The sequence below is a fragment of the Flavobacterium anhuiense genome, assembly GCF_900101855.1.
Taxonomy (GTDB): domain Bacteria; phylum Bacteroidota; class Bacteroidia; order Flavobacteriales; family Flavobacteriaceae; genus Flavobacterium; species Flavobacterium anhuiense.
This window is the reverse complement of the sequence record NZ_FMVC01000010.1, coordinates 153,175-165,246: the sequence shown is the minus strand read 5'-3', so window position 1 is coordinate 165,246 and position 12,072 is coordinate 153,175. Positions and strand designations below refer to the sequence as shown.

General features: G+C 33.2%; 10 protein-coding genes. 6 read left to right on the top strand and 4 right to left on the bottom strand.

The window, feature by feature from the left end; all coding sequences use genetic code 11:
* Window position 1 precedes the first annotated feature (1 nt).
* Entirely contained in the window at window positions 2-1,051 is a 1,050-nt protein-coding gene (locus BLP44_RS23205; RefSeq protein WP_244511837.1) for an outer membrane beta-barrel family protein, read from the top strand.
* Window positions 1,052-1,182: 131 nt separating this feature from the next.
* Here the strand turns inward: BLP44_RS23205 and BLP44_RS22160 are convergent, their stop codons facing one another.
* A complete protein-coding gene (locus BLP44_RS22160; RefSeq protein ID WP_008467905.1) occupies window positions 1,183-1,788 on the bottom strand; it encodes an RsmD family RNA methyltransferase in 606 nt (201 codons plus the stop codon).
* Window positions 1,785-2,606, bottom strand: coding sequence for a DUF3822 family protein (locus BLP44_RS22155; RefSeq protein WP_035691950.1), 822 nt, complete (start codon window positions 2,604-2,606; stop codon window positions 1,785-1,787). Before BLP44_RS22155 ends, BLP44_RS22160 begins: the two co-directional genes overlap by 4 nt.
* A gap of 315 nt (window positions 2,607-2,921) precedes the next feature.
* Here BLP44_RS22155 and BLP44_RS22145 point away from each other — a divergent pair, with 315 nt between their 5' ends.
* The 3 genes from BLP44_RS22145 (at window position 2,922) to BLP44_RS22135 (ending at window position 5,976) form a co-directional block, all read left to right on the top strand.
* Window positions 2,922-4,331, top strand: coding sequence for an ATP-dependent DNA helicase (locus tag BLP44_RS22145; RefSeq protein ID WP_091136432.1), 1,410 nt, complete (start codon window positions 2,922-2,924; stop codon window positions 4,329-4,331).
* Window positions 4,332-4,444: 113 nt separating this feature from the next.
* Entirely contained in the window at window positions 4,445-5,275 is an 831-nt protein-coding gene (ygiD, locus tag BLP44_RS22140; RefSeq protein WP_091136481.1) for a 4,5-DOPA-extradiol-dioxygenase, read from the top strand.
* A gap of 137 nt (window positions 5,276-5,412) precedes the next feature.
* On the top strand, window positions 5,413-5,976 hold the full coding sequence (locus BLP44_RS22135; protein ID WP_091136429.1) for a helix-turn-helix domain-containing protein: 564 nt from the start codon (window positions 5,413-5,415) through the stop codon (window positions 5,974-5,976).
* A 31-nt stretch (window positions 5,977-6,007) separates the two neighbouring features.
* Here BLP44_RS22135 and BLP44_RS22130 read toward each other — a convergent pair whose 3' ends face one another.
* Window positions 6,008-7,345, bottom strand: a complete 1,338-nt coding sequence (locus BLP44_RS22130; RefSeq protein ID WP_091136478.1) for an outer membrane protein assembly factor BamB family protein — start codon at window positions 7,343-7,345, stop codon at window positions 6,008-6,010.
* 343 nt (window positions 7,346-7,688) lie between these two features.
* On the opposite strand from BLP44_RS22130, the gene BLP44_RS22125 reads away from it, so the two are divergent.
* Both BLP44_RS22125 and kdsB read left to right on the top strand, forming a co-directional pair.
* Window positions 7,689-8,498 carry a class I SAM-dependent methyltransferase gene (locus tag BLP44_RS22125; protein ID WP_091136426.1) on the top strand — a complete coding sequence of 270 codons (810 nt, stop codon included), beginning with the start codon at window positions 7,689-7,691 and terminating at the stop codon, window positions 8,496-8,498.
* Window positions 8,499-8,653: 155 nt separating this feature from the next.
* Window positions 8,654-9,388 (top strand): 3-deoxy-manno-octulosonate cytidylyltransferase, encoded by a 735-nt coding sequence (kdsB, locus tag BLP44_RS22120; protein ID WP_091136422.1) that lies wholly within the window; start codon window positions 8,654-8,656, stop codon window positions 9,386-9,388.
* Between the two features lie 208 nt (window positions 9,389-9,596).
* Here kdsB and BLP44_RS22115 read toward each other — a convergent pair whose 3' ends face one another.
* Window positions 9,597-12,011, bottom strand: coding sequence for an alpha-ketoacid dehydrogenase subunit alpha/beta (locus tag BLP44_RS22115; RefSeq protein ID WP_091136418.1), 2,415 nt, complete (start codon window positions 12,009-12,011; stop codon window positions 9,597-9,599).
* Window positions 12,012-12,072 lie beyond the last annotated feature (61 nt).

The following is a 12,072-nucleotide window of genomic DNA, read 5'->3' as shown; positions in this document are numbered from 1 at the left end:
AATAAACTGGGAATACGGCGGACTTTATTCGGCTGCAAAATCACGATCAGATTATGATGTTTTTGATTATCAGAAAAATGAAAATACAGTTTTCAGTTATAATTTTAAAGAAGAAAATTTAGCGGCTTATTCTCAACTATCAGGAAAAATCAAGAAGATCGATTTCTCAATAGGATTGCGACTAGAAAACACTAATGTAAGCGGAAAATACAGTACGGAGAGTAATGTCATGATTGATAAAAATTACACTAAAATGTTTCCAAAGGCACAGTTTTCTTTTTCAATAGACAGCACAAAATCTATAAGTTTCGATTATTCTAAAAGTGTTTCAAGACCCAATTATTCTTCTTTGAGTATGATTGCAACATATATAAATCCGTATTTTATTTATGGAAGCAACATCAATTTGGGGCCGACATTTATGGATGTAATTTCTACTGCTTTTCAGTATTATGATAAATCTTTAAAATTGACTTTATACCAGAATAAAAATCCTGTTTACCAAGATTTTGTTTTTGACAGTCAAGGAAATGTTTTGACTTTTACTGAGAAAAACTTTCAGAAAGAATCGGGTTATAATATTGAATTTACCCTACCATTTACTTATAAAATTTGGACCAATACCAGTTCTTTAATTTTTGCAACTAATAAAATTGAAGACCAATCGGCAGTATTCAATTCATCGAGAACATATTTGTATTACTATTCAAATAACACATTCAAATTACCCAAAGATTTCACATTTGTTCTCTCTTTTTGGGGAGCAACCAAACAAAAAGAAGGAGTTTTTGAAAGAAATGCTAAGTTGATTTTCGATTTATCTCTTGCAAAAACATTTGGCAAGAACTGGAATTGTACGTTGAACTACAATGATATTTTTAAAAACACTATTTATACCGAAAGATTTACAATTAATACGATAAGTTCTAGAGCCAGATATTTAGTTGATGCAAACGAAGTTTCTCTAACGCTTCGTTATTCTTTCGGGAAGATCAAAGATTCTGAATTCAAAGAAAAAAGCGTTAATGAAAACGAAAACCGAATCAGATAAGGTTTGAAATTCCAAAAAATAAAAATTCCAAATTCCAATCTCGACATCAGGGAGAAAATTGGAATTTGGAATTTGAGATTTTTAATTTTAAAAGTTGATATTTCGAATTAAAAAAATGGGATTTTTTTAATTTATCCTTCATCTTCTTCAGATTCTTTTTTAGAATCATCATGCGGTAATTCTTCGTCATCATCGGTTGAATTTAGTTCGAAAAAACTAAAATAAGAACCGCCGTAGCTTTTCTGAAACGAAAAATTACTCATATGATCCAATTTGGTATATTTTGAATGCTCGATAATCATCATTCCATCATCTTCCAATAAATCCCTTTCAAAAACAGTCAAAACAATTTTCTCAAAAGTCGCCTGATCCAATCCGTAAGGCGGGTCTGCGAAGATAATATCGTATGTGGTTTTGCAATTTTCTAAAAATTTAAAAACATCACTTTTGGTTGCAGCAATATCAAAATCATATTCTGATGAAACTTGCTTGATGAATTTTACGCATCCGAAATCGCCATCAACAGAGGTGATTGGTGCGCTTCCGCGTGAAGCAAATTCATAGCTGATATTTCCCGTTCCTGAAAAAAGATCCAGAACCTTCAAGCTGTCAAAATGAAAATGATTATTCAAAACATTAAACAATGCTTCTTTACTCATATCAGTCGTTGGTCTCACAGGTAGATTTTTTGGCGGAAAAATTCTGCGTCCTTTATATTTTCCTGAAATGATTCTCATGATTGAAATAAGATATAATGTTTTTGATTTTGAGCGGTTGTAAAGCTGTTTCTTTCTTTTAGGTTTGAGACATCCATAAAAGAAATATGGCGCACGTATTTATAAGCTATAGCATAAAATGGATCGTTTTCTGAAATGGTTCCCAATAATTCTAATTTGAAACTTTCAGGATTCATGCTCATTTGCTCAGCCGTAAATAAAATGTAGTAGATAAAATCTTCTGGAGTATTGTATTCGAATGTATTAAACAATAAAAGTTTTTGATTCTGCACCACGATAATTTCAAAATTACCAGGATTGAAATTCACAATCATTTTCTTGTCGTCATTGTTTCGTGAGTTGTCCAGAATTTTTTCGACCAAAATGGTATTAGCGTGTTTAGAATCAAAAGATCCTACATTGTCAATCAGGAAATTGTTGATATTCACATACGGAATATAAACAGAATTCATTTGATAATTAGGAATTTGATCAAAAGTAAAGTGATCTGTTTCAAATACTTTTGTAGTGTATTGAAGGTAACTTCCTAAATAATTCTCATCAAATAAAGCAGTTGGAACAAACGTAGAAAGATTGTTATTATGGATAACCATTACTTCGTCGTAAGTTTCTTTTAATTCAGGATTAACCTTAAAAGCATTGCTGAATAAATCTTCAATTCGGCTTGTTTTGCTAGTGGTGTCAAACTTTATTTCTTTGAAAGAAGTAATGACATTGTTTAAAGTATCAAAACAGCAATATGAAAATCCAGTCAGGGAAACCTGAATTGAAAGTTTTCTGTAATTTTTTGAAGTAATGTTAGTATTTTGTAATGACATAGTTGATTTACAATTCGTTACCTGTTTTAAATCAAGAAAGAATTTAAGCGACCACAAACTTACAAATAAAAAAAATAACAATGTCAATTTCAATATCAATGAAAAAGACTTAATCAACATGCAATTTCAAAATTTAATATTGCAAAAAAGTTACCAGAATGTTATCATTTTGTTTATTATCAGTTATTTAAGTATGTGATTAAAATTTAAGTTTGAGATTGTTTTTAATTTTCATATTAAACTTGATTTTGTCATTGAAATTGATTTTTGTCATTGCCATTAAAAAAAACGACCTTTGTATTTCAATTTTATTTTATGAATTCTGCACAGTTTTACGGTATTTTACAAAAACGATTTCCTTTTCCTCCAACCTATAAGCAGGATATTTTTTTTCAGAAAATTGCAATCTTCCTGACTGAACCTCAAAACGACACCATTTTTGTTTTGAAAGGATATGCCGGAACTGGAAAAACAACCGTTATTTCTACTATTGTCAATAATTTAGGCGATATCAATAAAAAGTACGTTTTATTGGCGCCAACTGGACGCGCGGCAAAAGTAATTGCCAATTATTCTAATAATCCAGCTTTTACGATTCATAAAAAAATATATTTTCCGAAGAAATCTTCTGGAGGTGGAGTAGCATTTACCAAACAAGTCAACAAACATAAAAACACCATTTTTATCGTCGATGAGGCCTCGATGATTTCAGACAGTACTTTAGACAGCGGTTCACTTTTAGACGATTTGATCAATTATGTGTATTCAGGACAAAACTGTAAAATGATACTTTTGGGAGATACGGCGCAGCTTCCGCCAGTAAATTTGGATGTTAGTCCAGCTTTGGATATTGATACTTTGGGTTTTCATTACAGTAAGGAAATTGATCATATCGAATTGGATGAAGTAATGCGTCAGGAAGAAAGTTCTGGGATTCTATATAATGCGACAGAACTGCGAGAACTGCTTAAAGAGAGCTTCATTACCGAATTTCGATTTAATGTAAAGAAATTTAAAGACATTGTTCGCTTGACGGATGGTTATGACATTCAAGATGCGATAAATTCGGCATACAGCAATTATAGTATTGAAGATACTGCTTTTATTGTTCGTTCTAATAAAAGAGCAAATCAGTACAACGAGCAAATCAGAAGTCGTATTTTATTTAAAGAAAGCGAACTTTCGGTTGGTGATTTCTTAATGGTAGTTAAGAATAATTATTTCTGGCTGAAAGAAACTGACGAAGCTGGATTTATTGCCAACGGAGATATTATTGAAGTCTTAGAACTTTTCGGAATTAAAGAATTATATGGATTTAAGTTTGCGAAAGTAAAAATCAGAATGGTCGATTATCCAGAACAAAAGCCTTTTGAAACGGTTTTAATTCTAGATACTTTAACCAGCGAATCGCCTTCTTTTACGTATGAAGAATCAAATCGTCTATACGAAGAAGTGATGAAAGATTATGAAGACGAGCCAACCAAATACAAGAGATTTCAAAAGGTAAAAGAAAACGAATATTTCAACGGACTTCAAGTTAAATTTTCATACGCAATAACCTGTCATAAATCGCAAGGTGGACAATGGAATACTGTTTTTATCGAACAGCCATTTTTACCAAACGGAATTGATACTGATTACATTAGATGGCTTTACACTGCTATGACACGTGCCAAAAATAAGCTATATTTGATAGGATTTAAAGACGAGAGCTTTGAGGAATAGTTTTTTTGATAGCCACGAATTCACGAATTAATCCAATACTTTGCGTATAGATTTTAAAAAATAAAATTCGTGAATTCGTGGCGGAAAATTTTAACTGTTTTAAATATGCAAAAATGACAACACTAAACGACTTACATTCGATTTCGTCGGCGTTTTCGAATACAGATAAAATGCCGGTTCTATTTTTAGGGCACGGCAGCCCAATGAATGCTATTGAAGAAAATCAGTTTGTGACTGGGTTTCGTAATTTGGCTAAAACACTGCCACAACCCAACGCTATTTTATGCGTTTCGGCGCATTGGTTTACAAAAGGAACAAAAGTAACGGCAATGGAAATGCCAAGAACCATTCATGATTTTGGAGGTTTTCCGCAAGCACTTTTTGATGTTCAGTATCCAGCAAAAGGAAGTCCGGAATTGGCAGTTGAAACGCAAAAGATCTTAGATCCCGTAATGGTCGAATTAGATGAACATTGGGGATTAGATCACGGCGCTTGGAGCGTGATTAAACATTTATATCCAAATGCAGATGTTCCTGTAATTCAGTTGAGCATCGATTATACCAAATCGGGACAATATCATTTTGAATTGGCTCAAAAACTGCAATCACTTCGTTACAAAGGCGTTTTAATTATCGGAAGCGGTAATATTGTCCATAATCTTAGAATGGTCGATTTTAGAAATTTTGATAAAGACAATTACGGTTATGATTGGGCAATTGAAGCGCGTCAAACCGTAAATAACTATTTGCTAGATGGAAATTTCCAACCTTTAATAGATTTCGAAAAATTAAATAAAGCCGTTCAATTGGCAGTTCCAACACCAGAACATTATCTTCCGTTGTTGTATACTTTAGGTTTAAAAGATAAAACGGATGAAGTTGAGCTTTTTAATGATAAATTATTAGCGGGTTCTTTAAGTATGACTTCGGTAAAAATTATGTAATCAACTTTACGTAATAATTTTTATAATCAAGAAAATCAGTATTTTGACAAGAATGTCGTTAAAATGTCGCAAACAAACCGTTATCAAAATCAACTTTTCAAAAGTAGTTTTGTCGAAATAATAAATCAAAATTGATTATGAACGAAATTGGAAAAAAGATAAAAGAAATAAGAAAGAAAAAAGGTCTTTCTCAAGAAGAATTAGCCGAAACTTCAAAAGTAAATTTAAGAACGATTCAGCGCATTGAAAATGACGAAAATGAACCACGTGGGAAAACCTTGAATCTGATTTGTGAAGTTTTAGATATAAATACTGAAGATGTTTTAGATTATGGAAAGCATGAAGACAAAAGCTATTTGATTGTTTTTCATCTTTCAGTATTAGTATTTCTCGCAATTCCTGTCGGAAATATTATTTTGCCTCTTATTTTATGGATTGCGAAAAAAGATAAAATTATCGGACTAAAAGAAATTGGAGCAAATCTGCTCAACTATCAAATAGTTTGGTCGATTTTTACTTTTATTGTAATAACAGTTTTTGCTGTTTCAAAAATTATGCATTACGGTCAATCTTTTATGCTTTTATATATTTTTATAGCATTTTATATTTTGAATATAGTTTTGCCAATATTTTTTGCAATTAAAACAAGCAAAAAAATGAGCATCAATCTATATCCAAATCTGATAAGAATAATTAAGTAAGATCAGGATAATTATAATTTGAGAAAGGAAATTATTTTTCCTTTCTCAAATTATAAGCATACAAATAACCATCTGAGCTTCCATAAAAAATAACATTATTGATAATAAATGGTGAAGAAACAATAGGTCCCAATCTATAAAATTCATTCATTACTCTGTGATTCTCTGCATAAATAGACAAATCGGTTGCCTTCGCCGCGTGGGTAAAATCTAAAAGATTATTGTTTAAAATTGTTTTAGCGTACTTGTCTCTATTTTCGGTTGGAGTAACTTGTAATTCTTTTTTAGAAAGTAAATTCAGACTGAAGAAATTCCCCGAAAAATCTCCAAAATAAATTGTATTTCCAGCAATAGCAGGTGAAGAATAAACATATCCGTTTCCTTTAAATCGGTATTTTTCTTTTCCAGTTTTTGCATCCAATGCCAATAAAGCATAAGTGTCTGAAGTTCCAACATAAACCGTATTATCTTTAATAACAGCCGAACTCAAAATCCAAGAATTTTCAGCATTGTATTTCCAGATTAATTTTCCTGTTTCAGTATCAAGCGCAAAGAAATACGGATCTCTTGCGCCAAAATATACGATACCGTTAGATACAGCTGCAGAAGCTTGAATTCCGGTAAAACCTGTTTTTATTTCGGTATAAAACTTCCATTTTTCTTTTCCCGTTTTGCAATCCAAAGCATAAAAAACGCCATCCCATCCACCAAAATATAAGGTACTTTTGTCTAAAATAGGAGAGCTGTGTATAGCGGCCTTGGTTTGGAAATTCCATTTTAGAGTTCCATTTTTAGCATCAACGGCATATAGGTTTCCATCACTGCTGCCAAAAATCGCCAATGCCGATTTATTATCTAAGTAAATAACTGGAGTAGAAAGATAAAAATCCCATAAATCGGCCATAAGCAAATCGCTTGGTTTCATGCCCCACATTCCAACTTCACTATACCAATGTTCGCCTTTGGTTGTAAAACGCCAAATTTCTTTTCCTGTTTTAGCATTTACAGCATAATAATGGCCATCAAAACTTCCGAAATAAACAATATCATTGTAAAGGCTTGCAGAACTGTGAAGGGCTCCATTGGTTTTAAATTTCCATTTCTGTTTTCCCGATTTTTCATCGATTGCATAGAAATTACCATCTTCACTGCCAATATAAACGATTCCGTTTTGAACGATTGGAGATGAAAAGATTTTACCCTCAGTTTTAAATTTCCATTTTAAATCTTGTAAAGGCTGATATCCTTTTCCTGAAAAAATGCGATTAGAAAATGGATTTAAGAGATTTGACTTGCCAGTTTGTGAGAAACCATTTAAACTTAGAATTAAAAAGAAATAGAGCAGAAGTAAAGTAAAGTTTCTTTTCATGTTTTTTCTCATAAAAATAAAAATATTATAAGAGATTAAAATGCAACGCTTTAAGAAATATGTTATAAATATATTTTGGAAAGTGTTTTGTAAAAAGTATATCTGTTTTTAGATGGAAATAGCGAAAGAAGGCTTCAAAGTTTTCCAGTTGTTTTCCATTTAATTTGTTTATTTTTGTGTAAGTAATTGTTTGTCAGTTGATTATTTTGTTTTTATCTTCTTTTTAATTAGTTTTTTAAATGCCTTTTTGTGATTAACTGGTGATAATTTAAAAAATAACAGAAGATATTTACAAATGAAGTAAGAGTGCGGCATCAGCACTATAATCACTGATAAAATTAAGATGAATCCAAACAAAGCATTATGGGAAAAAGGCGATTTTACTCGCGTTGCAGAATCTATGAGAGAGAGTGGTGCGGAATTGGTTGCCAAAATTGGAATTAAAGAAAATAGTAACGTTCTAGATCTCGGCTGTGGCGATGGTACTACCGCGATACCTTCGGCAAAATTAGGAGCCAATGTTTTAGGTGTTGATATAGCAAGAAATTTAGTTGAAGCTGGTAATCTTCGAGCAAAAAAAGAAGGATTGGATAATATTGTATTTCAAGAAGGTGATGCAACTGATTTGAATGAATTGAAAAATCAATCTTTTGATGTTACGATGAGCATTTTTGGGGCAATGTTTGCTCCAAAACCTTTTGATGTTGCCAAAGAAATGGTTCGTGTCACACGGCCTGGAGGTAAAATTATTATGGGTAATTGGATACCAGGAGATCCAACGTTGATTGCGCAAATCTTGAAAATTAGTGCTGAATTTACGCCTCCGCCTCCTGAGGGTTTTGTAAGTCCAATGCTTTGGGGTATTGAGGATAACGTAATCGAAAGATTCACAAATGCAGGTGTTCCAAAAGAAAATATTTCTTTTGAGAAAGATACCTTTACATTTAAAGCCACATTTCCACCTTCGGAATGGCTAAATCGATTAAAAACGTACTATGGTCCAACTATGAATGCTTTTGAAGCTGCTGAACAAAACGGGAAAACTTCAGATTTGTATGCTAAACTTGAAGGATTAGTTAATAGTCAAAACCAAAGTAATGACAATTCTACATTAATTCCTGCAACTTATCTTCGTGTTACAGTTTCGGTTTAATTTTTTGTCTTAATATTCTTGAACATGATTTTCATCTTTTACAGAAATAGAAATACAGAAAATTTAAAAGTAATTTTTGCATATTTGCAAACACTTAAAACTAGTGAAAGTTAAATTACTAAATTTTGAGTTTTTTAAACTCAGTAAATAGAAGAATGAAAATAATAGCAGTAATTCCAGCCAGATATGCTTCAACACGTTTTCCAGCAAAATTAATGCAGGATCTTGGAGGTAAAACAGTAATTTTAAGAACCTACGAAGCGGCTGTTTCTACAAAACTATTCGACGATGTTTTTGTAGTAACCGATTCTGATTTAATTTTTGATGAAATTGTGTCTAATGGCGGAAAAGCCATTAAGAGCATCAAAGAACATGAATCAGGAAGTGATAGAATCGCGGAAGCTGTTGCCGATCTCGATGTTGATATTATAGTAAATGTGCAAGGCGATGAGCCTTTTACAGAAGCTGGACCTTTGGCACAAGTTTTAGCTGTCTTTAAAAATGATCCAGATAGAAAAGTTGATTTGGCTTCGCTAATGCGTGAAATTACAAATGAAGACGAAATCAACAATCCGAATAATGTAAAAGTCGTGGTTGATCAGTCGCAGTTTGCTTTGTATTTTTCGCGTTCTGTAATTCCGTATCCGAGAGAGAAAAATGTTGGAGTACGATATTTTCAGCACATCGGAATTTATGCTTTTAGAAAACAAGCTTTATTAGACTTTTATAGTCTTCCAATGAAATCTTTAGAAGCTTCTGAGAAGCTGGAGCAATTACGTTATTTAGAATTCGGAAAACGTATCAAAATGGTTGAAACCACTCATGTTGGAATTGGAATTGATACGGCTGAAGATTTGGAGAGAGCGAGAGCGATGTTGAAGGATATTTAATTAATTTGAATAACATTATCTACAATCTTGTCATTTCGACGAAGGAGAAATCTCCGCGAGAAACTCCACAATGCTGATCAATCTTTGTCGAGCTACTTATGGAGATTTCTCCTTCGTCCAAATGACAAAACTGTGTGGACACTTTGGGTAAAAACAAAAAAACGCTCCAAAATCTTGGAGCGTTTTTTTAATATCTATAAATCGTATTTTATTGATATAAAGCTGGATATTTAGAAGGATTTACTTCGTGCATCATATCATACACTTTCTCGTAAATATCTTCTGCAGAAGGTTTGGAGAAATAATCTCCATCTGTTCCGTATGCAGGTCTGTGGGCTTTTGCAGCAAGCGTTTGTGGTTTGCTGTCCAGATATTTATAAGCGTCTTGTTCTTCTAAAATCTGCTGTAAAATGAATGCTGAAGCTCCTCCAGGAACATCTTCGTCGATTACTAAAAGACGGTTGGTTTTGGCAATACTTTTTACAATATCTTTGCTAACATCAAACGGAAGTAAAGATTGAATATCAATAACTTCGCAGTCAATTCCTTGTTCTGCTAATTCATTAGCGGCTTGCATAACCAATCTTAAAGTTGATCCGTAAGAAACTAAAGTAATATCTGAACCTTCTCTTAAAGTTTCTACAACTCCAATTGGCGTTTTGAATTCACCAAAATTTAGAGGAGTTTTCTCTTTTAAACGGTATCCATTCAAACATTCGATAACCAAAGCAGGTTCGTCACATTCTAACAAAGTGTTGTAGAAACCAGCTGCTTGCGTCATGTCTCTTGGAACCAAAACGTGAATTCCGCGAATCGCATTGATAATCATTCCCATTGGAGAACCAGAATGCCAAATTCCTTCCAAACGGTGTCCACGAGTTCTAATGATTAATGGCGCTTTTTGTTTTCCAACAGTTCTATATTGCAATGTAGCTAAATCGTCACTCATGATCTGAATAGCGTACAATAAATAATCTAAATACTGAATTTCAGCAATCGGACGTAATCCTCTCAATGCCATTCCGATTCCCTGACCAATAATAGTCGCTTCACGAATTCCGACATCGGCAACACGAAGTTCTCCGTATTTTTCCTGCATGCCTTCAAGACCTTGATTTACGTCTCCAATGTTTCCAACATCTTCACCGAAAATTAAAGTTTCAGGATATTTCGCAAACAACGCATCAAAATTATCACGAAGAATCATTCTTCCATCCAAATCTGGTTTTGCATTTTCTGCATATTTAGGAAGAACTTTTTGTACAGAAAATACATTTTGAGCCGATTCCGAATGCTGATTACTGCTGAATTTTTCTTGAGTTTCATTCAAGAATCTTGTAATCCAATTTGATAAAAGAACTTTGCTATTTGGCACTTCAATAAAACGAAGGATCTTTCTAGCATAAACTAATAATTCCTTTTTTAAAGGCGCTTTAATTGCAGCCAATTCAGAAATTAATTTTTTGATTCTTTCTTTATGATTGATGCTTGCTTCAGCAATTTGCTCCAATAAAGCTAAGAGATTCTTTTGTTCGTCAATAATAGGATTGATGAAGTTATTCCAAGCTTCTTTTTTAGCTTCTAAAACTTCTTTCTTTAATTCGAAATCAAGTTCTGCCAATTCCTCTGGAGAAGCGATATTAATGGCAATCATCCAAAGACGCATTTGGCGAATACAGTCAAAATCTCTTTCCCAAGCCAATCTTTCTGCACTTTTGTAGCGTTCATGAGAACCAGAAGTAGAGTGGCCTTGAGGTTGTGTCAATTCGTTTACGTGAATTAAAACCGGTATATGTTCTTCGCGTGCAATTGCTCCAGCTCTTTCATATGTTGAAACCAATTCGGCATAATCCCAACCTTTTACTCTAAAGATTTCATAGCCTTTAGAATCTTCATCGCGTTGGTATCCTTTTAAAATTTCAGAGATATTTTCTTTAGTCGTTTGGTGTTTAGCGTGAACCGAGATTCCGTATTCATCATCCCAAACGCTCATTACCATCGGAACTTGTAGAACTCCTGCAGCGTTTATGGTTTCAAAAAATAAACCTTCAGAAGTACTGGCGTTACCAATGGTTCCCCAAGCTACTTCGTTTCCATTAACAGAAAATTTGTCTTTAATTGTAATTCCCTCAACGTTTCTGTAAATTTTTGATGCTTGAGCCAAACCAAGCAATCTTGGCATCTGACCAGCAGTTGGAGATATATCTGAACTTGAATTTTTTTGTTTTGTTAAGTCTTTCCAAGAACCATCTTCGTTTAAACTATGCGTTACAAAGTGTCCTCCCATTTGTCTTCCTGCAGACATCGGATCAAAAGCTAAATCGGTGTGACCGTATAAACCGGCAAAAAACTGTTTAGCGTCCAATTCGCCGATAGCCATCATAAAAGTTTGGTCGCGATAGTATCCAGAACGGAAATCTCCGTTTTTAAAAGCTTTTGCCATTGCCAGCTGCGGAACTTCTTTTCCGTCGCCAAAAATTCCAAATTTAGCTTTTCCTGTTAATACTTCTTTTCGACCTAAAAGACTACATTCACGGCTTGTAACCGCAATTCTATAGTCATTCAATACCTCAGTTTTGAAATCTTCAAATGTCAGTGTAGTATTGGTTTTTTCTTTTATCATAATCTTGTAGGGTCATGTTGTTTATGTCGCGAAATTACTTAAAAACAATCAATAATCATAA

Coding starts and splice junctions, on each gene's coding strand:
- ygiD (WP_091136481.1), top strand. CDS start 4,445: ATGACAACACTAAACGACTTACATTCGATTTCGTCGGCGTTTTCGAAT.
- BLP44_RS22135 (WP_091136429.1), top strand. CDS start 5,413: ATGAACGAAATTGGAAAAAAGATAAAAGAAATAAGAAAGAAAAAAGGT.
- BLP44_RS22125 (WP_091136426.1), top strand. CDS start 7,689: ATGAATCCAAACAAAGCATTATGGGAAAAAGGCGATTTTACTCGCGTT.
- BLP44_RS22155 (WP_035691950.1), bottom strand. CDS start 2,606: ATGTCATTACAAAATACTAACATTACTTCAAAAAATTACAGAAAACTT.
- BLP44_RS22130 (WP_091136478.1), bottom strand. CDS start 7,345: ATGAAAAGAAACTTTACTTTACTTCTGCTCTATTTCTTTTTAATTCTA.
- kdsB (WP_091136422.1), top strand. CDS start 8,654: ATGAAAATAATAGCAGTAATTCCAGCCAGATATGCTTCAACACGTTTT.
- BLP44_RS22145 (WP_091136432.1), top strand. CDS start 2,922: ATGAATTCTGCACAGTTTTACGGTATTTTACAAAAACGATTTCCTTTT.
- BLP44_RS22160 (WP_008467905.1), bottom strand. CDS start 1,788: ATGAGAATCATTTCAGGAAAATATAAAGGACGCAGAATTTTTCCGCCA.
- BLP44_RS22115 (WP_091136418.1), bottom strand. CDS start 12,011: ATGATAAAAGAAAAAACCAATACTACACTGACATTTGAAGATTTCAAA.